The 20,623-nt window shown below is 65.7% G+C and carries 17 protein-coding genes and 1 tRNA gene; 9 read left to right on the top strand and 9 right to left on the bottom strand.

Features of this window, described 5'->3' with window-relative positions:
* Positions 1–70 precede the first annotated feature (70 nt).
* Both FG91_RS01305 and thiE read right to left on the bottom strand, forming a co-directional pair.
* The gene (locus FG91_RS01305) at positions 71–2,029 is read right to left on the bottom strand and encodes an OPT family oligopeptide transporter (RefSeq protein WP_443027724.1); all 1,959 of its coding nucleotides are present in this window, start codon (positions 2,027–2,029) and stop codon (positions 71–73) included.
* A gap of 320 nt (positions 2,030–2,349) precedes the next feature.
* Complete coding sequence (gene thiE / locus FG91_RS01300; protein ID WP_037510795.1) at positions 2,350–2,988, bottom strand: thiamine phosphate synthase; 639 nt, start codon at positions 2,986–2,988, stop codon at positions 2,350–2,352.
* Positions 2,989–3,023: 35 nt separating this feature from the next.
* Here thiE and FG91_RS01295 point away from each other — a divergent pair, with 35 nt between their 5' ends.
* Positions 3,024–3,422 (top strand): hypothetical protein, encoded by a 399-nt coding sequence (locus tag FG91_RS01295; protein ID WP_235211897.1) that lies wholly within the window; start codon positions 3,024–3,026, stop codon positions 3,420–3,422.
* Here FG91_RS01295 and FG91_RS01290 read toward each other — a convergent pair.
* The 5 genes from FG91_RS01290 to tkt form a co-directional block, all read right to left on the bottom strand.
* Positions 3,419–4,075: an O-methyltransferase gene (locus FG91_RS01290; RefSeq protein ID WP_037510792.1), complete on the bottom strand. Its 657-nt coding sequence runs from the start codon at positions 4,073–4,075 to the stop codon at positions 3,419–3,421. The genes FG91_RS01295 and FG91_RS01290 overlap by 4 nt on opposite strands.
* 3 nt (positions 4,076–4,078) lie before the next feature.
* Entirely contained in the window at positions 4,079–4,948 is an 870-nt protein-coding gene (locus FG91_RS01285) for a fructose bisphosphate aldolase (protein ID WP_200878381.1), read from the bottom strand.
* Positions 4,949–5,048: 100 nt separating this feature from the next.
* Positions 5,049–6,245, bottom strand: a complete 1,197-nt coding sequence (locus FG91_RS01280) for a phosphoglycerate kinase (RefSeq protein ID WP_037510789.1) — start codon at positions 6,243–6,245, stop codon at positions 5,049–5,051.
* Between the two features lie 17 nt (positions 6,246–6,262).
* Positions 6,263–7,270 (bottom strand): type I glyceraldehyde-3-phosphate dehydrogenase, encoded by a 1,008-nt coding sequence (gene gap / locus FG91_RS01275; RefSeq protein ID WP_037510787.1) that lies wholly within the window; start codon positions 7,268–7,270, stop codon positions 6,263–6,265.
* Between the two features lie 40 nt (positions 7,271–7,310).
* Positions 7,311–9,278, bottom strand: coding sequence for a transketolase (gene tkt, locus FG91_RS01270; RefSeq protein WP_037510785.1), 1,968 nt, complete (start codon positions 9,276–9,278; stop codon positions 7,311–7,313).
* 180 nt (positions 9,279–9,458) lie between these two features.
* On the opposite strand from tkt, the gene FG91_RS01265 reads away from it, so the two are divergent.
* The 4 genes from FG91_RS01265 to FG91_RS01250 all read left to right on the top strand — a co-directional run bounded on the left by FG91_RS01265 (position 9,459) and on the right by FG91_RS01250 (position 11,178).
* Positions 9,459–9,665, top strand: coding sequence for a hypothetical protein (locus tag FG91_RS01265; RefSeq protein ID WP_037510783.1), 207 nt, complete (start codon positions 9,459–9,461; stop codon positions 9,663–9,665).
* On the top strand, positions 9,658–10,104 hold the full coding sequence (locus FG91_RS01260) for a cell division protein ZapA (protein WP_037510781.1): 447 nt from the start codon (positions 9,658–9,660) through the stop codon (positions 10,102–10,104). Before FG91_RS01265 ends, FG91_RS01260 begins: the two co-directional genes overlap by 8 nt.
* A gap of 253 nt (positions 10,105–10,357) precedes the next feature.
* The gene (locus FG91_RS01255; RefSeq protein ID WP_037510778.1) at positions 10,358–10,951 is read left to right on the top strand and encodes a 5-formyltetrahydrofolate cyclo-ligase; all 594 of its coding nucleotides are present in this window, start codon (positions 10,358–10,360) and stop codon (positions 10,949–10,951) included.
* A 5-nt stretch (positions 10,952–10,956) separates the two neighbouring features.
* Positions 10,957–11,178 (top strand): DUF2842 domain-containing protein, encoded by a 222-nt coding sequence (locus tag FG91_RS01250; protein WP_443027726.1) that lies wholly within the window; start codon positions 10,957–10,959, stop codon positions 11,176–11,178.
* Positions 11,179–11,259: 81 nt separating this feature from the next.
* Here the strand turns inward: FG91_RS01250 and FG91_RS01245 are convergent.
* Together FG91_RS01245 and FG91_RS01240 are read right to left on the bottom strand one after the other, a co-directional pair.
* A tRNA-Asp gene (locus tag FG91_RS01245) sits at positions 11,260–11,336 on the bottom strand.
* 43 nt (positions 11,337–11,379) lie between these two features.
* Positions 11,380–12,594, bottom strand: a complete 1,215-nt coding sequence (locus FG91_RS01240) for an AI-2E family transporter (RefSeq protein WP_443027723.1) — start codon at positions 12,592–12,594, stop codon at positions 11,380–11,382.
* Positions 12,595–12,775: 181 nt separating this feature from the next.
* Here FG91_RS01240 and FG91_RS01235 point away from each other — a divergent pair, with 181 nt between their 5' ends.
* The 4 genes from FG91_RS01235 (at position 12,776) to FG91_RS01220 (ending at position 20,563) form a co-directional block, all read left to right on the top strand.
* Positions 12,776–13,777, top strand: coding sequence for a DUF11 domain-containing protein (locus FG91_RS01235; protein ID WP_037510773.1), 1,002 nt, complete (start codon positions 12,776–12,778; stop codon positions 13,775–13,777).
* An 11-nt stretch (positions 13,778–13,788) separates the two neighbouring features.
* A complete protein-coding gene (locus FG91_RS01230; protein ID WP_235211896.1) occupies positions 13,789–14,253 on the top strand; it encodes a hypothetical protein in 465 nt (154 codons plus the stop codon).
* Positions 14,254–14,327: 74 nt separating this feature from the next.
* Complete coding sequence (locus FG91_RS01225) at positions 14,328–15,392, top strand: DUF11 domain-containing protein (protein ID WP_052187191.1); 1,065 nt, start codon at positions 14,328–14,330, stop codon at positions 15,390–15,392.
* A 65-nt stretch (positions 15,393–15,457) separates the two neighbouring features.
* Positions 15,458–20,563: a DUF11 domain-containing protein gene (locus FG91_RS01220; protein WP_037510767.1), complete on the top strand. Its 5,106-nt coding sequence runs from the start codon at positions 15,458–15,460 to the stop codon at positions 20,561–20,563.
* Positions 20,564–20,623 lie beyond the last annotated feature (60 nt).

The raw sequence follows: 20,623 nt of genomic DNA, 5'->3' as shown, positions 1-20,623 counted from the left end.
GGCGCCCGCCGGGCACAGCTATCAGGTGCGCGCCTTTAGCCGCGCGCGCGCCGAAGGGCAAGCCGCTGTGTCAGGGCGTCGCGACGACCATCGCGCGCGTGCGCCGATAGCTGAGCCAGACAAGCCCGACGAACAAGATCAGGCCAACCCATGGCGCGAAGGGCGCATAGCCCTCGCCGACGACCGCGAGGGGCGCATCGCTGCCGCTGCCCGCGACGATCCCCGCATAGAGCACGCCGAACAGGCTTTCGCCGACGATCATCCCCGTCGCGGTCAGCACCCCCATGCGGTGCGCAAAGCTCGCGTTCGGGCGTTTCGCCGCCCAGCGGTCGTAGAACCAGCCGCCGACCGCACCGATCACGACGGGCAAGATCACCGCCATCGGCAAGTAGATACCGATACCGATCGCGAGCGGGGGCAGGCGCAGCTTGCCCGCGCGGCCGAGCAGCGCATCGACGATGATGAAGCCGACACCCGCGAGCGCGCCATAGCCCAGCATCGTCCAGTTGAGATTGCCGCCGAGCACCCCCTGCGCCAGCGACGAGATCAGCCCCGCCTGCGGCGCCGCAAGCGCGTTCGGCCCTGCCCCCGGCGCGCCGACGAAACCGAGCGTTTCGTTGAGAACGTTGAGCACCGGCGGGACGACGAGCGAGCCGAAGATCACGCCGATGATCAGCGCGACCTGCTGTTTCCACGGCGTCGCACCGACGAGCTGGCCGGTCTTGAGATCCTGGAGATTGTCGTTCGAGATCGTCGCGATGCCAAAGACGAGCCCGGTGACGATCAATGCATAGGCGACCATCGCATTCACTTCGGCCTCACCCCCGCCGCGGCCGAGCAGGCCGAGAAGCAGCAACGACGAGGCGATGATCGCAAGGATGCCGATCCCCGAAACCGGCGAGTTCGACGCGCCGATCAGGCCGGCCATATAGCCGGTGACCGAGGCGATCATCAGCCCGACGATGATAATGAACAGGATCGCGCCCGCAATCAGCGCGAAGGAGGCGCCCGCAAGCGGCCCGCCGGCAAGCTCGGACCATAGCAGCCAGCCGATCGGCAACATCAATGCGAGCGAGCCGCCGAACACCCAGTTGATCGACATATCCTGTTCTTCGACCGCGAGCACCTGCCCGCCCTGCCGCGCGCGGCTCGCCGCCATCGCCGAGCGGATACCGCCGAGCACCGGCCCGGCAATCTTGACGAGTGTCCAGATCGCGGCAACCGCGATCACCCCGGCGCCGAAAAAGCGCACGTCGGCGCGGAAAACGGTGTTTGCCAGCGTCTCGGGATCGCCCGCGCCGCCTTGCGTCAGGATCGGCAGCAGCACCCACCAGCCGGTGACCAGCCCGACGAGTTGCGCCATGCCGACCGACAGGCCGACCAGATGGCCGACGCCGAACAGCGCAAAGGCAAGCCCACCCGCGACGCCGGTTGCGCCGCTGCCGACCGCAAACCAGCGCGCGACTTCGGCGCCCGCGAGCTTCATCTGGGTGAGCAGCGTGAATCCCGCGGCGACGATGCTGTTCCACATCAAGGCCGAAAGTCCGGCGCGATTCTCCTCGGCGCCCTCGGCGCTCGCGGCGCCGACCTGCAGCACTTCGGCGGCGGCGCGGCCTTCGGGATAGGGAAGATCCGAATCGACGACGAGCGCGCGGCGCAGCGGCACGGAAAAGAGCACGCCCAATATGCCGCCGAGCATCGTGATCGCGGTGGTTTCGAGCAGCGGGAAGCCCTGCCAATAACCGACCATGACCAGCCCCGGCAGCACGAAGATGATCGCCGCCAGCGTGCCCGCGGCGCTCGCGATCGTCTGGACGATATTATTCTCGAGGATCGTCGACCCGGCCATATAGCGCAGCAGCGCCATCGAAATCACCGCCGCGGGAATCGAGGTCGCAAAGGTCAGCCCGACCTTCAGCCCCAGATACACGTTCGCCGCCGTGAACGCCAAAGTCAGCAGGCCGCCGAGCAGGATCGCACGGATCGTGAGTTCGCGCCCGCGCGAGGTCGGCGTGGTCATTTCGGTCATCAAAAATCTCCCCGTCCGCTGTCTTGCGGGGCACCGCACGCAGCGCAAGCAAAAAGCCACGAACCGAAGTCAGTTGGACCGAAACGCCAAAAGCGACTGACCGATATTCTTTTGACGCATCGATCCAATATGCCGCGCCCCGCCCCTGCCATATCGGCGGCCATGATGAGTATCGATCTTTCGGGCCTTACCCCGCCGCCCCCACGCGGCATCGCAGCAACTTCGTCGCGCGGGGCTCCTTGCGCCGGCCTTTTTGGCTGGCGCAAGGACGCGGCGCCGTCGCCCGCGCCCAAGGACAGCCCGAAGACTCCGGGGCGCGATTACCCGGCGGGCTGATCTTCGAGGAGCGCGCCGAACGCACGCACCGCCGCTCCCGGGCCTTCGGGATACGCCCAGACACCACCCGATACTGCGAGGAAATCCGCGCCCGCGTCGATCAGCACCGGCGCATTGTCGACGGTGATCCCGCCGATCGCGACGCACGGCAGTTCGAACATGCCCTGCCACCATTCGAGAATCTCGGGCTCGGCATGATGCTCGACCGCCTTGGTCGTCGTCGGGAAAAACGCGCCGAAGGCGACATAATCGGCCCCCGCCTCGCCCGCTTCCATCGCCATATGGCGGCTCGCATGGCAGGTGACACCGATCTGCGCCTGCGGACCGAGGAACTGGCGCGCCTCGCGCGGGTCGCCGTCATCCTGCCCGAGATGCACGCCATCGGCGCCAAGGCGCTTCGCGAGCGCGACATCGTCATTGACGATAAACGCCACGTCGTGCGCCGCGCAGATCGCCTGCAACGGTTCGGCGAGCCGCGCCGCCTCGTGCTGGTCGATGTCCTTGACGCGAAACTGGAACGCGGCAACGGGTCCTGCGCCCAGCGCTTCGGTTAAACGGTCAGGAAAATCGCCGCCGACATCGAGCGGCGAAATGAGGTAAAGTTGGCAGGTTGGTGCTTTCATGGCGCGTTCATAGCGGCGAGGTAACAGACGGGCAAATGCAGAACTTACACCGCCTCGCGATCCTCGCCCTTCCCGCCGCGCTTGCCCTTTCGGCCTGCGCCACGACACGCGGCGCGCCGATGCCCGACGGCAGCGACGTGGCGCTCGGCCAGAAAGCCTATGTCGACGGCCCGATCGTCCAGCCCGTCGAGGTGCTGGAGGACAGCCGCTGCCCGATGAACGCACGCTGCGTCTGGGCCGGCCGCGTGCGGGTGAAGATGGTCTGGATCCGCGGCAACGGCGAAAAGCAGCCGTTCGTAGCCACGCTGGGCGAACCGACCCATATTGCCGACGGTCAGTTCACGCTCGAATCGGTCCGCCCCGAAAAGCGCACCGATGCGGCGATCAAACCCGCGGATTATCGCTTCTCGCTCCGCTTCGCGGGCGGCCTCTAAAGCACCCGCGCCAGCACGAACCCGTCCCATTTTTTCGCGCCGACGGTCTGGATCGCGGTCGCATCGAGGCGGGAGTCGGCGGCGAGCATATCAAACAGCGCGCGGGTGCCGATGATCCGCTCGTCGTCGCTGTCCGCCTCCAGCACCCCGCCTTCGCGGACGACATTATCGACGATGATCGTGGTGCCGGGGCGCCCGAGCCGGATCGCTTCGGCGACATAGAGCGCGTTGCTCTGCTTGTCGGCATCGATGAAGACAAAATCGAACGGTTCTTCGCCGGTCATCGCCGCAAGGCTTTCGATCGCCGGACCGATACGAATATCGACCCTGCCGGCCAATCCTGCACGTTCCAGATTCGCATGCGCCACGCGCGCATGATGCGCTTCGAGCTCGAGCGTTACGAGCGATCCGCCATCGGGCAGCGCGCGGGCGAGCCAGATCGTCGAGTAGCCGCCGAGCGTCCCGACTTCGAGGACGCGCTTCGCCCCCGCCATCTGCGCGAGCAGGAAGAGCATCTTGCCCTGCACCGCCGACACATCGATCGGCGGCAGGCCTTGTTCAGCATTGTTGGTGAGGGTGGTGGCAAGCGCGTCATCGGCGCCGAGCAATTTTTCGGCGATATAGTCGTCGACGGCTTGCCACCGCTCTCCCATCACCTAGGCCACGGAGGCCGCGTGAATTTCCTTGATCGCGCCGCCGAGCGACGCGTTGAACTCGTCGTCGCTCATCTGATAGCGCAGATCCTCGAGCAAAGCGCGGCTGAAGCTCGCGATGATGCCAGGATTTTTCGCCAGTTCGACGCACGCCTCGGGGCGCGCAAAGCCGCCCGACAGCGCGACGACGCGCAGCACCTTCGGATGATCGACGAGCGGCTGGAACAGGCCGGCCTCTGTCGGCAGCGACAGCTTCAGCATCACCGGGGCGCCGGTCCACGCTTCGAGCGCCGCGAGCGTTTCCTCGAGCAGCAGGCGGTCCGCCGCATCGCGCTCGGCGCTCTTGATGTTCACTTCGGGCTCGATGATCGGGACGAGGCCGTGCCCCGCGATGCGCGCGGCTTCGGCGAACTGCTGCTCGACGATCGCCTTGATGCCCGCCGGATTGGCGAGATTGACGACGCTGCGCATCTTGGTGCCGAACACGCCCTTCGTGACCGCACGCTCGCAAAGCGCATCGAGACCCGGGTTGGCCTTCATCAGCTGGACGCCATCGGCTTCGTCTTCGAGACCCTTGTCGACCTTCAGGAACGGCACCACGCCGCGCTCCCAAAGCAGTGCCGGAACCGGCTTGCCGCCCGCTTCGCCGTCCATCGTGCGCTCGAACAGGATCGCGCCGATCACCTTTTCGCCGTTGAAGCAGGGCGCGGTGACGATGCGGCTGCGCATGTCGTGGATCAGACCGAACATTTCCTCGTCGTTCGAGAAGGCGTCGGCTTCGATGCCATAGCCCTTCAACGCCTTGGGCGTCGAACCGCCGCTCTGGTCGAGTGCGGCGATGAAGCCCTGCCCCGATTTGATCTGGTCGAGCATGGCGGCATTGGCGGTGGTCATAGGATCTCCGGTTGTTTGCATACGTATGTGGCGCTGCGCATAGCGACCCCTTGGGCGCGATGCAATGCGACGGGGAAGTCTATGCCTTCAGCGCGTCGACGCCCGGCAACGGCTTGCCTTCCATCCATTCGAGGAAGGCGCCGCCGGCGGTCGAAACAAAGGTGAAATCCTTGGCCACGCCGGCGTGGTTGAGCGCGGCGACAGTATCGCCGCCGCCCGCGACCGAGATCAGCGAGCCTTCGCGGGTCAGCGCGGCAGCCGTCTTGGCGAGCGCGACGGTCGCGGTGTCGAACGGCGGCGTCTCGAACGCGCCGAGCGGGCCGTTCCAGACGAGCGTGCGGCAATTCTTGAGCACATCCGCGAGCGCTTCGACCGCGGCCGGGCCGACGTCGAGGATCATCTCGTCGGCGGCAACCTCGTGAACGTTGACCGTACGCGTCGGCGGGTTCGGGGCGAACTCCTTCGAGACCACAACGTCATAGGGCAGATGGATCGTGCAGCCCGCGGCATCGGCCGCGTCGAAGATCGCATTGGCGGTATCGACCAGGTCATGCTCGCACAGCGACTTGCCGACATCGACCCCGCGCGCGGCGAGGAAGGTGTTCGCCATGCCGCCGCCGATGATCAGATGATCGACCTTGCTGACGAGGTTGCGCAGGACGTCGATCTTGGACGATACTTTGGCGCCGCCGACAACCGCGGCGACCGGATGCTCTGGATTGCCGAGCGCGGCATCGAGCGCCTTGAGCTCGGCCTCCATCGCGCGGCCCGCGTAGGCCGGGAGGCGGCGCGCAATGCCCTCGGTCGAGCCATGCGCGCGGTGCGCCGCCGAAAAGGCGTCGTTGACGTAGATATCGCCGATCTCGGCGAGCGCATCGGCAAAGGCCGGATCGTTCTTTTCCTCGCCGGGGTAGAAGCGCGTGTTTTCGAGCACCGCGACATCGCCCGCCGCGAGCACCGCGATTCCGGCTTTCGCGCCCTCGCCCACGGCTTCGGGGATGAACATCACCGAATGACCAAGGACATCTTCGACGCCGCCCATCACGAGGCTGAGCGACTGGGTGGGGTTCTTCGCGCCCTTCGGTCGCCCGAAGTGCGCGAGAAGCAGGACGATCGCGCCCTTGTCCGACAATTCGCGGATCGTCGGCATCGCCGCCTGGATCCGGGTCGCGTCGCTGACCGCGCCTTCGAACAACGGGACGTTGAGGTCGACGCGCACGAGCACGCGCTTGCCGGTGACGTCACCGATGTCGTCGAGGGTCTTGAAAGCGGTCATCGACGTTTCCTTTTGGATCAGAGCAGCTTGGCGATCACGCCCGCGGTGTCGACCATGCGGTTCGAGAAGCCCCATTCATTGTCGTACCAGCTGACGACGCGAACGAGCTTGCCCTCGAGCACGGCGGTTTCGAGGCTGTCGACCGTCGAGCTCGCCGGGCAGTGGTTGTAATCGATCGAAACCAGCGGTTCGTCCGAAAACGCCAGCACACCCTTCATCGCGCCTTCCGAGGCGTCCTTCAGGATCTTGTTCACTTCCTCGACGCTCGTGTCGCGCTTCGGGGTGAAGGTCAGGTCGACCAGGCTGACGTTCGGCGTCGGAACGCGGATCGCCGAACCGTCGAGCTTGCCCTTGAGTTCGGGCAGCACTTCACCGACCGCGCGGGCGGCGCCCGTCGTCGTCGGGATGATCGACATACCGGCGGCGCGCGCACGGCGCATGTCGCTGTGGATCTGGTCGAGGATCTTCTGATCGTTGGTGTAGGCGTGAACGGTGGTCATCAGGCCGCGTTCGATGCCGATGCTGTCGTTGAGCACCTTGGCGACCGGCGCGAGGCAGTTGGTGGTGCAGCTTGCGTTCGACACGACGACATGCTCGCCGGTCAGCTTGTCATGGTTGACGCCGTAAACGACGGTCAGGTCGACGCCCTTCGCGGGGGCCGAGATCAGGACGCGCTTGGCGCCGGCGGTCAGATGCTTCGAGGCGCTGTCGCGGTCGGCGAAGAAGCCCGTGCATTCGAGCGCGATGTCGACGCCGAGTTCGGCGTGCGGCAGGTTCGCGGGATCGCGTTCGGCGGTGACGCGGATGCGCTTGCCGTTGACGACCATGGCGTCACCGTCGGCGGTCACGTCGCCCGGAAAGGCGCCATGGACGCTGTCGCGCTTGAACAGCAGCGCATTCGCCTTGGCGTCGGCAAGGTCGTTGATCGCAACGAGCTCGAGCCCGCAGTCGGGACGTTCGAGGATGGCGCGCGCCACGAGGCGACCAATGCGTCCGAAACCGTTGATTGCGACTTTCACTGCCATGTCGAAATAACCTTTCTGCGTGTGGGAGGACCGGGCTTTCTTAGTTGCCGAGCCGTGCCAGGATCTGGGGGGTGATAGCATCGGCGGTCAGGCCGAAATGCTTGAATAGGTCTTCAATCGGCGCCGAGGCGCCGAAGCTGTCGATGCCGAAGCGCAGGCCGTGGCGGCCGGTGTAGCGTTCCCAGCCGAAAGTCGTGCCCGCCTCGAGCGACACGATCAGCGCGTCGTCGGGCAGGATATCGGCCTGATAGGCGGTGGTCTGTTCGTCGAACAATTCGGTCGAGACCATCGAGACGACGTCGGCGCCGTGGCCGGCGGCCTCGAGCTTGTCGGCAACTTCGATTGCCAGCGATACTTCTGAGCCGGTTGCGACGAGCACGACCTTGCGCGCCGCAGCGGCACCCCGAAGGCGGTAACCGCCTTTCAGGCAAAGATTTTCGGTGACGTCGTGGCGGAGCGCCGGGAGATTCTGGCGGGTCAGTGCGAGCAGCGAAGGCCGGCTTTCCTGCGCCAGCGCCAGCGCCCAGCATTCGGCGGTCTCGACCGCATCGGCGGGGCGCAGCACGAGCAGGTTCGGCATCGCGCGAAGCGACTGGAGATGCTCGATCGGCTGGTGCGTCGGGCCGTCTTCGCCGAGCCCGATGCTGTCGTGCGTCATCACATAGACAACGCGCTGCTGCTGAAGCGCCGACAGGCGGATCGCAGCGCGGCAATAGTCGGCGAAGACAAGGAAGGTGCCGCCATAGGGCACGACACCGCCATGCAACGCCATGCCGTTCATCGCGGCGGCCATGCCGAATTCGCGGATGCCATAATAGATATAGCGGCCCGAATAATCTTCTTTAGTCAGCGGCTTGGTCGACGACGTTTTGGTGTTGTTCGAACCGGTGAGGTCGGCGCTGCCGCCGACAAGCGCCGCGATATCGGCGGTCAGCGCACCGAGCGTGTTCTCCGACGCTTTGCGCGTCGCGACCTTCGGCGGTTCGGCGACGAGACCGTCGAGATAGGCCTTGAAGGCATTGCCTGGGACGATCTTGCCGTTCAGACGATCGCCAAATTCCTTTTTCTTTTCGTTGCTTGCAAGACGATCATTCCATTCAGCATGAAGCACCTTGCCCTTCTCGCCAAACGCCGCCCACGCCGATGCGATATCGGCGGGAATGACGAACGGTTCGGCGGTCCAGCCCAGTTCCTTGCGCGCGCCGGCGATCTCGTCGGCGCCGAGCGGCGCGCCATGCGTCGCCGAGGTGCCCTGCTTGTTGGGGGCGCCGAAACCGATGATCGTGCGGCACGCGATCAGCGACGGGCGCGGATCGGCGAGCGCGGCGTCGATCGCGCGGCGGATGTCGGCGGGGTCATGGCCGTCGCAGCTTTCGACATGCCAGCCCGTCGCCGCATAGCGCGCCGGGATGTCCTCGCTGGTCGACAGGTCGGTCGACCCGTCGATAGTGATCTTGTTGTCATCCCACAATACGGTGAGGCGGCCGAGGCCGAGGTGTCCGGCGAGCCCGATCGCTTCGTGGTTGATGCCTTCCATCAGGCAGCCGTCGCCCGCGATCACCCAGGTGCGGTGGTCGACGAGGTCGTCGCCATAGAGCGCATTGAGATGGCGTTCGGCGATCGCCATGCCGACCGAGGTCGCGAGCCCCTGCCCCAGCGGGCCGGTCGTCGTTTCGACGCCGGCAAGCTCGAAATTCTCGGGATGTCCGGCGCACGGGCTGTGCAGCTGGCGGAAATTGCGGATATCGTCCAGCGTCGGGCGCGCATAGCCCGCGAGATGCAGCGTCGCATAAGCGAGCATCGACCCGTGCCCTGCCGATAGAACGAATCGGTCGCGGTCGGCCCATTTGGGATCGGTGGGATCGAACTTCAGATAGTCCGAATAAAGGACGGTGGCGACGTCGGCCATGCCCATCGGCATCCCCGGATGACCGCTATTTGCGGCCTGTACGGCATCCATCGCAAGCGCGCGGATTGCGTTGGCGAGCTGGCGTTCGGGCAGTGTCATTGGTCCCCCGGGGAATGGCTGGGTTGGCGCCGGACCCAAAAAGACTCTGGGGGCCGGACTGGATGCGGACAGCCCTTTGCGGCGGCGGGGGCAGGAGTCAACCGCCCGTAACGGAAAATCGGCGCATTTTCGACCGACAGGGCAATTGCACCCCCTCCCCGCCGCTGCTAACCCTTCGTCATGGAACTCGATCTCGACGAATCCAGCCTGGCCATCGGCCGTATCGAACGCGCGCTCAGTCGCATCGAAAAGTCGCTCGCCGACCGCGCGAACCGGCCCGAATCGGCCGCTGCCGCCGTACCCGCCGACCAATCGGCGCTGAAGGCCGAGGTTGCCGCGGTCATCGGCGAACTCGACCGGCTGATCGCGGAGGCCGACCGTGGCTGACGTCAAACTCACGATCGCGGGACGCCCCTACGACCTCCATTGTGAGGACGGGCAGGAATCGCAGCTGGTCGAGCTCGCCGCCGTCGTCGACGAAAAGGCGCGCGCGATGCCGGGCGGGACCGAGGTTCGCCAGCTCCTTTTCGCGGCGCTGATGCTGGCCGACGATGCACAGGATGCGAAGGGCAAGATCGAAAAGTCCGAACCGCAGTCCGATTCGCTTCGCGCCGCGGTGGCGCTCGCCGAAAGCCGCGAAGCGGCTGCGCGTGAGGAACTGCGCGCGGCGGTTGCGCGCGAGCAGGCGGCGTTCAAGGAGCTGGAAGCGGCGCGCCAGAATGCACCTGCAGCCTCACCCACGGCAAATCCGTCGAACAACCGCGCCTTGCTCCAAATCGCCGACCGGATCGAGGCGCTCGCTGCGAAAGTCGAGCAACTCCCCTAAGCGCGCGCGCCGCGCGCTCAAGCCAAACCTCTTGAGCAAGCGGGCCCGCGCCCCTACATAGAGGGCGGCGGGTACTGCCCGGCACGAGCTTTTGCGAAAATCCCTGAGGCGATACATCATCCTAGGGGGCTGTCCCTGCCCGGACCCTGGTCCGACGTACATGGTCCCCACCTGACGTTACTGGCGTCAGAGGACTTTCCAGCAAACGACCTCGGCGGTCCCGCCAACCATCCAGCAAGTCCCAGAGGAGGCGATGACCGACTTGTCCGCCAATCTGGTCCAGCAAAAACAGAAATTGCGCGAAAAGCTGCGCTTTCGTCGCAAGCATTTCGCGGCGAATCTCGACGGGATGGCGCAGCTTGCGGCCTTTCGCGCGCTGCCCGCGCCGCTGTCCGATCTTCTCGCCGATCATGCCGTCGTTGGCGCCTATGCCGCGTCGGGCGACGAGCCCGATATCATGCCGATGTTCGCCGGCCTTGCGGAAGCGGGTGCGCTCGCCCTGCCCCACCATGGCGGGCGGATCGCCGAAATGGACTTTCGCCATTGGCGACCCAATGAGCCGCTGGTGAAGGGCCCCTGGGGCACGCGCCAGCCCGCGGACAACGCACCTTTGGCAACCCCCAACCTCATCTTCTGCCCGCTCGTTGGATTCGATCGCCAGGGCGGCAGGATCGGTCAGGGTGGCGGGCATTATGATCGCTATTTCGCCGCGCACCCCGATGTGCTGCGGATCGGAATCGGCTGGTCCGTGCAAGAAATAGACGCCGCCCCCCGCGAATCGACCGACATCGCGCTCGACGCGATCCTGACCGAACAAGAATTCATCCTTTGTGGAGACCGTTTGTGAGCCAAATACCACCCGGGCCCCAGCCGAGCTGGCGCAAGCCTGCGGGCATGTTCCTGATCCTCGCACTGATCGCGGGGTGGACGGCGATCGTCGTCAGCCTGTCACCTTGGGTCGGTACATGGCCTGTGCTGGTACAGGCAGTTTTCTATCTCGCCGCGGGGATCATCTGGATCCTGCCGCTGAAGCCGCTGCTGCGCTGGATGGAATTGGGGAAATGGCGCGGCTGAAGCGCCGCGCCATTTTTCCCGATTTCCAGTGATGGAATGGTCCCAAGACGCGGTGGCCATTCCGTCCGAAAATGGAAGGAATGGCGCGAGTGACGGGGCTCGAACCCGCGACCTCCGGCGTGACAGGCCGGCACTCTAACCAACTGAGCTACACCCGCGTGTGCTTGGGAGCCGCGCCAATATGGCGCTCGCCCCGACCTGTCAACCGTCGCTTTCATCCTGTGTGCGATTTAATCGATCGCGCACGTCGTCGGTGGTCGTCAGCGTGCCATGTTCGAACAGGAAACCCGCCAGATCGGGGGTGCCGGTCGATGCGAGCACCGTCTGCAGGATGAGCAGCAGCGGCACGGCGAGCAACGCGCCCGGCGTGCCCCACACCCATCCCCAGAAGCTCAGGGACACGAGAATCAGCAGCGGGTTGATCGTCAGCCGCTTGCCGAGCACCAGCGGGGTGATCAGATTCGCCTCGACCAGATGAACGCCGATGAAGATCAGCGCGGGCAATAGCGCCAGCCCGACGGCGTCGAAGGTCATCAACCCGCCAAGCCCGAGCAGCACCGCGGCGACGATCGGCCCCAGATAAGGCACGAAATTGCAGATGCTGACGATCCCGCCCCACATGAAGGGCGACGGCATGCCGAGCGCCCAGAGCAGCAGCGAGACGGTCAGGCCGAGAATCGCGTTGATCATCGTGATCGTCGCCAGATAGTCGGCGGTCGCGTCCACGACATTCTGGATCACCCGCGCGGTCTGCATCGCGCCATCGAAGCTGCCGCGCCGGCGAATCGTGCCTTTGCGCAGCCGCGTCCAGCCCGACAGAAAGAAGAAGATCACGAGCACGGCAAAGAAGAGCTGGATCGCGGCCGAGGGCGCCGACGAGATGAAATAGTCGACGACCGACGTCGGCGCCGTCGCCGCCACCGCCTGCGCCGTCGCCTCGGTCCCACTGGCGACCGACATCAGCGTGCGATCGACGAAGCGTTGCAGCGTCGAATAGAAATCGATCAGCGGTGCCAGATTGCTCTGAATGCGCGGGATAGATTCAGGAATGCGCGCAAACCAGCTGGTGGCGGGTACGACGATGATCGCGAGCGCTGCGTTGATAATCGCCAAAAAGACAGCAAGCGCGAAGAAAGCCGCGAGCGCCGACGGCAGGCCGCGCCGTTCGAGCCATTCGAGCAGTGGGACAAGCGCGATCGCAATGACGATCGCGGCGGTCAGCGGCAGGAAGAATTCAGCGCCCGCCTGCAATGCGAAAGGCAGCCCGAGACAGAAGCTGGCGCCAAAAAGGAGCGCGAGCGCGGCGAGGAGCCGGTCGCGGCGGAAATCGTCGATCTCGATCTGGTGCAGCGGATTGATGCGCGGCGGACGCCCATCCTTGCTGCCCCGGTCCTCCGCCACCCCTGCTCTCCTCATTAATTGCCCCATCTTACGCGCGCTTGGCGCGTCGCGCCAGTCGCCCCATTTTGCGACGAACCAGCCCCCTTCCCTGTCCCCATTTGGAGCAAAACGCGTCTTTCTACCTGCTTTTTAACCAGAAATTACCCTTTATCGGCGACTGAGGGCTCCAAGGACCAACCTATTCGGAGTCAAAGTGATGATGATAGCGCCTGTGGGGGGCGCGAAGCATCGGCTTCTTCCCTCTTGTTCACTCATTGCCTTGCTGGCCGCGCTCGCGTTGCCGGTGCAGGCCGAGGCCGCCGGCACACGCGCCGGCTCCACCATCAGCAATACCGCGAGCGCGAGCTTCGATACGGGGGGCGGCACGACGACGATCGATTCGAACCGCGTCGATCTGCTCGTCGACGAACTGCTCGACGTCACGGTCGATTCGAGCAATCCCGCCGACGTTCCGACGACGCCGGGCGCGACGGGTCAGCTGCTGACCTTCTCGGTCACCAACAACGGCAACGGCCTCGAAGCGTTCGGATTGACAACGATCGCGAACGCCGGCGGCGACAATTACGACCCCGCGGTCACGCAAATCTATCTCGATAACGGCGACGGCCTTTTCGACGCCAGCACCGACACGCTCTATACGCCGGGCGCGAACGATCCGTCGCTGAACCCCGACCAGAGCATCACGGTCTTCGTTCTCGCAACGACGCCGGGAACGGTTGTCGATGGCAATCGCGGCATCGTCAGCCTCGTCGCGGCAGCGAAGACGGGCACCGGCGATCCCGGTGACAGCTTTGCTGGCCAGGGCGAAGGCGGCGGCGACGCTGTCGTCGGATCGACTGGCGCCGATGGCACGGATTCGGGCGCGTATGTCGTCTCAGCGGCCACCGTAACGCTCGTCAAATCGGCAGTCGTGACCAATTCGCTCGGCACGGCCGATCCGGTCCCCGGCGCGATCATCACCTATACGATCGTCGCGACCGTCGCGGGCAGCGGCTCGGTCAGCGGGCTTGCGATCACCGACAATATTCCCGCGGACACCAGCTATGTGCCCGGCTCGATCACGCTCGGCGGCAGCGGGCTGTCCGACGCGGCCGACGCCGATGCGGGCGATTACAACGGCACGCGGATCAACGTCGCGCTCGGCACCGTCGCCGGCGGCCAGACCCGCACCGTCACCTTCCGTACCACGATCGATTGATGGAGATGCGTATGCGCACCGTCCTTTTCCTTTTGCTCGCCGCACTGATGCCGGCCCAGGCGCTCGCCGCGAACCAGGTCGCGCTCGACAATGCCGTGTTCGTCGAACGCGTATCGACCGACGCCGAGGGCAAGCAGAAAATCCTGCTCGAAGAACCGAAGGTCGTCGTTCCGGGCGACCGGCTCGTCTTCGTGCTGAACTATCGCAACGCCGGCGCGCAGCCCGCCGACAAGTTCGTGATCACCAACCCGATGCCGTCGGCGGTCCGCTTTGCCGACTCCGGCGACACGCGGCCGTTCGTCTCGGTCGACGGCGGCAAGCAGTGGGGACTGCTTGCCGACCTTTCGGTTCCGATGACCGACGGCTCGCGCCGCGCGGCGCAGCCCGCCGATGTCACGCATGTCCGCTGGGCTTTCCAGAAGCCGATCCCGGTCGGTGGCACGGGCAAGCTCATGTTTCGGGGAGTTGTCAAATAGCGAAGGAATAAAACCGCTTAACGGTTGCCAGCGGTGGGGAAACGGCAACCAACATGAAGCCCAGGAGCTCAGCTATGACCAGCAAGCTGACTTATATGGGTGCCATCGGTCTGGCGGCGCTTTCGAGCGTCGCCGCCACGCCGGCCTTTGCCGCCGGAACGACCGCGGGCACCACGATCACCAATACCGCCACCGTCGATTTTCAGGTCGGGGGCGTCAGCCAGACTCAGCAGAGCGCGTCGAACAATTTCACTGTCGACCGCAAGATCAACCTGCTCGTCGAAGAAGTCGGCACGGTCACGACCAATGTCGTGCCGGGCCAAACGAATGCCGTCACGACGTTCCAGCTGACCAACAGCTCGAACGAGGTGCTCGACTTCGCGCTTGTCGCGTCGCAGATCGTCGGCGGCACCGCCTCGCACGGCGGCACCGACACGTTCAACGCCAATAACGTCCGGATTTACCGCGACAATACGTCGACGGGTACGATCGGCAGCTGGGATGTCGGCGATGCGCTCGTCACCGCTTATGTCGACGAGATCGTCACCGACACGGCGATTCGCCTGTTCGTCGTCTCCGACATTCCGGCGGGACTCACGAACAATGCGGTCGCCGGGGTGACGTTGCGAGCGACCGCACGCGAGGGTGGGCTTGCCGGCACGCAGGGTGCGGCGATCACCGAAACCACCGGCGCAAACACCGCGGGCAAGGATACGGTCTTTGCCGACATCGCCGGCGTGACGGGCGACGCGGCGCGCGACGCATCGCATAGCGACAACGACGACTATACCGTGGTCACCGCAACGCTGGGTGTCACCAAGACCAGCCGCGTCATTTCGGATCCGTTCAACAACACGACGAATCCGAAGCTGATCCCGGGTGCGGTCGTCGAATATTGCATCGCGGTCGCCAACACCGGCAGCGCCGACGCGACGTCGGTCCTCATCAACGATCCGGTCCCCGGCCAGTTGACGTTCAGCGCAGGCACAATCCTGCTGAACGGCACCGTCACCGCGGGAACCTGCAACGCCGACGGCGCTGCGGGCGGCAGCTATGCCGCGCCGAACGTTTCGGGGACCATCGCGACCGTCGCGGCGGGTGCCACACGCACGCTCGTCTTCCGCGCGACGGTCAACTGATCGGGTAACGGACGGGGCAGCGGAGGCACTGGCGAAGCCGGACTCCGCCGCCCCCTTCGGGGCTTATGGCACTCGGAACAAAATATTTCGGCCTTGTGACCGCGCTGGTCGCGGCAGCACTGCTGCCCGCGACCCCAGCAGCGCGTGCACAGGTCATTACCAACACCGCTTCGGCGCAGTGGACGCATGACGGGCAGCCCGGACAGGCGCTGTCAAACCGCGTCGACGTGACGGTCACGCCACGCCCTGCACCACCGCCGACGATTGCGACATATCGCCTGACGAGCGGTGGCGGCACCAAATCGGTGCCGCTGGCTCCGACCCAGTGCAGTCGTGCGAACGCGCGCAACGCGGCGGCGCGCGGCGCCAGCAGCACCATCCCGCTTGGCGGCGTCTACGAAGGCATATCGACCGCACCCGCGGCGCTGCAAAGCACCGATAATTTCCGCGCCGGCGAAGTGCTGGTCGTCGGTGTCACGCTCGCGTCGGCCAATGCCGATCCGCAGCAGCGCGACACCCTGCCAGTCACCCTCGAGCTCGAGAATGGCGACAGCGAGCAGATCGTCCTGACCGAGACCGCCAACAACAGCGGCGAATTCGTCGGTTTCATCAACACGGTCGGCGCTCCGCCCGCGGTGGTTCAGGGCGATTGCCGCCTGTCGGTCAACCCGGGCGCGCCGCTCGCGCTCCGCGTTACCGACCAGGCGAATGCCAATCTCATCGCGCTGGCGACGATCAACTTCCTCGTCGATCCCTTCGGCATCGTTTTCGACAGCGGCGACGGCGCCCCCGTCGCGGGAAGCCGTGTGACGCTCGTCGACGCCGTGACCGGCCAGCCCGCGCAAGTGTTCGGCGACGATGGCGTCTCGGCCTATCCGTCGAGCGTGGTCACCGGTCAGAGCGTCACCGACGCGGGCGGCACGACGTATAATTTCCCGCCGGGCGACTATCGCTTTCCCTTTGTCGCGCCGGGCACCTACCGCCTGATCGTCGCGCCGCCGGCGCCCTACACCGCTCCATCGCGGTCGAGCGCCGCCGACCTCGCCGGTCTGCGGCGTCCCGACGACGGCCAGCCGTTCACGATCACCGGTGCGAGCTATGGCAATGTCTTCACGCTGAACAGTCCGGCGCCGGTGCGCGTCGACATTCCGGTCGACCAGCCCGGGCTGCCGCTGATCCTGCGCAAGACGACCTCGACCCAGGTCGCGGTGCCCGGCGACGTGATCCAGTATCGCATCGAGGTTGCGAACCGTGACACGCGGCGCACCACCGGCGCGGTGACGGTGCGCGACATCCTCCCGGGGGGGATGCGCCTGCGCGCCGATACCGTTCGCGTCGATGGCGTCCGCGTCGCAGCAGATGTCGCCGCCAACGGCCGCGAGTTCGCGGTCCCCCTGCCCGGCATCGCAGCAGCGCGTTCGGCGTTGCTCACCTATCTGGCCGAAGTCATCGTGTCGGCGCAGCCGGGCAATGCGCTCAACCGCGCCACCGCAACCGACAACCGCGGATCGACGAGCAACATCGCCGAAGCGACGATATCGATCAAACGCGACCAGCTCGGCGACCGGATGACGATCATCGGCCGCATCACCGACGGCGGCTGCCGTGTCGATCCGGGCAAGGCGGACGGGATCATGGGCGTGCGCGTGATGCTTCAGGACGGCAGCTATACCGTCACCGACGCGGACGGCCGCTATCATTTCGAGGGTGTACGGCCCGGCCTGCATGTCGTGCAGATCGACCCGTCGACCTTGCCGCTCGATCGCGAGGCGATCGACTGCGCGCGTTCGACACAGAGCGCCGGCAGCGCAATCTCGCGCTTTGTCGAGGGCCGGGGTGGTGCCCTGAAGCGTGCCGACTTCCGCGCCATTGCGAGCGCCCCCCGCGCCGCGCCCAACAAAATGGCTGTCGAAGCGCCCAAGGTGCTGAGCGATCCCGAAGCCGCCGGCGCCGGTCGCGACTGGCTCACGGGCCAGGCACCAGGCATCGGCTGGCTTTTCCCCGACGCAGACCACAATCCGCGCGCGAAGGCGATCCGCGCCGCGATCAAGCACGCCCCGGGGCAGACGGTCTCGCTCCGCGTCAACGGCAAGCCCGCCGACGCGCTGACCTTCGAGGGCGTGAGCAAGTCAGCCGACGGCAGCGTCGCGGTCAGCCTGTGGCGCGGGCTCGAGATCCGCGAAGGCGAAAACCGCCTCGTTGCCGAGGTGAAGGATGCGAACGGGGCCACGATCGAAACGCTCGAACGGAGCGTCCACTATTCGATCACCCCGATGCGCGCGGCGCTGATCCGCGAAAAGTCGGTGCTGGTCGCCGACGGTGTAACGCGCCCGGTAATCGCGGTGCGCCTGACCGATCGCGACGGCAAGCCGATCCGCGCTGGCCTGACGGGCGATTTCAGCGTCCCCGCGCCCTATTATCCCGCGGTCGAAGCCGATGCGCAGCAGGCGCGCCAGCTCGCCGGCCTTGAGCGCGCGCAACCGGTGTGGAAGATCGATGGCGACGACGGCATCGCCACTATCGAACTCGAACCGACCACGGCGTCGGGAACGCTTGCGATGGAGTTCACCTTCCGCGACGACAAGGTGACGCGCAAGCAGACGATCGAAACCTGGCTCGATCCGGGCGATCGCCCGTGGACCGTCGTCGGCTTTGCCGCGGGTACGCTCGGTTACAATACGCTCGATGACCGGATGGAGCCGGTGGCCGAGACCCTCGACGATCTCAACGCCGATGCTCGTCTCGCGCTGTACGCAAAAGGCCGCGTCCGCGGAAAGTGGCTGATGACGCTGGCGTATGACAGCGACAAGGACAAGGATGACGCCCGGTTCGGCGGCGTGATCGACCCACGCGCCTATTACACCATCTACGCCGACCGTAACGAGACGCGCTACGACGCCGCCTCGGTGCGCAAGCTCTACCTGCGCCTCGAACGCCCGCAATTCTATGCGATGTTCGGCGACATCGAGACGGGGATTTCGGAACCGCAGCTCGCCCGCTACCAGCGCGCGCTCAATGGCGGCAAGGCCGAGTATCGCGGGCGCAATATCGCCGCGACAGCGTTCGTCGCCGACACGCCCTATCGCTTCCGCCGCGACGAGATTCAGGGCAACGGCCTGACGGGGCCGTACCAGCTCGGCGCCAAGGACATATTGCCGAACAGCGAGCGGATCGTCATCGAAACGCGCGACCGGCTGCACAGCGAACGCATCGTCGACAGCGTCAGCCTGTCGCGCCACGTCGATTACGATATCGACTACCTGTCGGGTACGATCCGCTTCCGCGAGCCGGTGCTCAGCCGCTCGTCGAACCTCGACCCGCAGTTCATCGTTGCCGAATATGAGGTCGATGGCGTCGGCCAGCGCGTGCTCAACGCCGGCGGCCGCGTCAGCTATCAGTCGAATGACGAGAAACTGCGCGTTGGTGCGACCTTAATCCATGACGAGGACGGCAACGCCAAGACCAACCTCGGTGGCATTGACGCGCGTTATCGCCCGACGATCGAAACCGAGGTCCGCGCCGAACTCGCGGTCAGCGACGCCAAAGCCGTAAATGGCAGCACGACCGCCGACGGCGTTGCAAAAGCGTGGCTGATCGAGGCCGAGCATCACAGCAGCAACGCCGATTTCCTCGCTTACGTCCGTGAGCGCGAGACCGGTTTCGGCACCGGGCAGCTCAACAGCGGCGAAAATGGCACGCGTAAATTCGGCTTCGACGCGCGCGTAAAAGCCAGCCGAACGTTGTCGGTCACCGGCAGCGCATGGCAGGAGGATTATCTCGAAACGAGCGCGCGTCGTCGCGCCGCCCGCGCGCTCGTCGAATATGACAATGGCACCAGCGTCGCGCGCGCCGGGTTGACGCACGCCGACGACCGTTTGACCGACGGCACGCGCAATCGGTCGAACATCGTCCAGCTCGGCGCGACGCAGCGATTGATGGGCAAACGCCTCGAACTCGACGCACAGACCGAATTTGCCCTCGGCGGCAAGGACGCGAGCATCGATTTCCCGACGCGTCACCGCCTCGGCGCACGCTTCGCGATCAACCGCGACGTCAACCTCGTTGGCAGCTACGAGATCGCCGACGGCGACACGATCAAGGCGCGCACCGCGCGGCTAGGCTTCGATCTGACGCCCTGGTTGGGTGCACGCCTGCTCGCGACCGCGAACCAGCAAGAGATCGGCGAATATGGTCCGCGCAGCTTCGCGGCCTATGGTCTATCGCAGTCGCTGAAGCTCGGCGAGCGCTGGTCGGTCGATGTGTCGCTTGACGGCAATCGCACGATCGGCGGCATTCGCGCCGGCGATGTGCTCAACACCGAGCATCCGGTGGCGTCGGGCGGTTTCCTTGGCACGGGCGGCACGCTTACCGAGGATTTTCTCGCGATCAGCACCGGCGCGACCTATCGCGCCGATCGCTGGACGCTGACGGGCCGCGCCGAATATCGCGACGGCGAGATTGCCAACCGTTACGGCCTGACGCTCGGCGGTCTGCGCCAGCTCGGCGAAGGCCGCGCACTCGGCGCGCTCTTTACCTACGCCAAGGCGAGCGGCAGCGGCACAACGCCGACGACCGAAGTGATCAACTTCGAAATGAGCTGGGCGCATCGCCCCGCCGATTCGCGGATTTCGTGGCTCAACAAGAGCGAGTTTCGTTCGGACAAGGTTCGGGGCGCGGTCGCGGGTCAGGCTGGACCGATCGGTGGTCCGTCGCTGACGATCGACGGTGACGCGACGAGCCGCCGCCTGCTCAACAGCCTGTCGGTCAACTGGCTCCCCCTCGGCGAGCGCGGTGAAGACGGCATGTGGTACGAGCGCGCCGAAATCGACGTCTTCTGGGGCACGCGCTATAATTTCGACCGCTTCGGCGCCGACGATGTGAAGGGCTGGTCGAACCTCATCGGCGCCGATTTCCGCTTCAACCTTGGCGAACATGTCGATGTTGGCGCATCGGGCACCGCGCGCGTCGGCACCGACTCCGACACCGTCAGCTGGGCGGGCGGCCCGACGGTGACGCTGGCGCCGATGAAGAATGCGAACATCACCTTCGGCTATAATTTCGCGGGCTTCCACGACCGCGATTTCGAGGACGCGCGCTTCTCGCGCTCGGGCGCCTATGTCACCTTCAAGCTGAAGTTCGATCAGACGAGTTTTGCGGGGCTGGGGCTGTAACCCTGCCGCGCACCTAGCGAAGCAATCCGGGGCGAACGTCCACCGTCCCGGATTGCTTCG

Source organism: Sphingopyxis sp. LC81, assembly GCF_000756375.1.
Lineage (GTDB): Bacteria > Pseudomonadota > Alphaproteobacteria > Sphingomonadales > Sphingomonadaceae > Sphingopyxis.
This window is presented reverse-complemented; position numbering and strand designations above follow the sequence as displayed.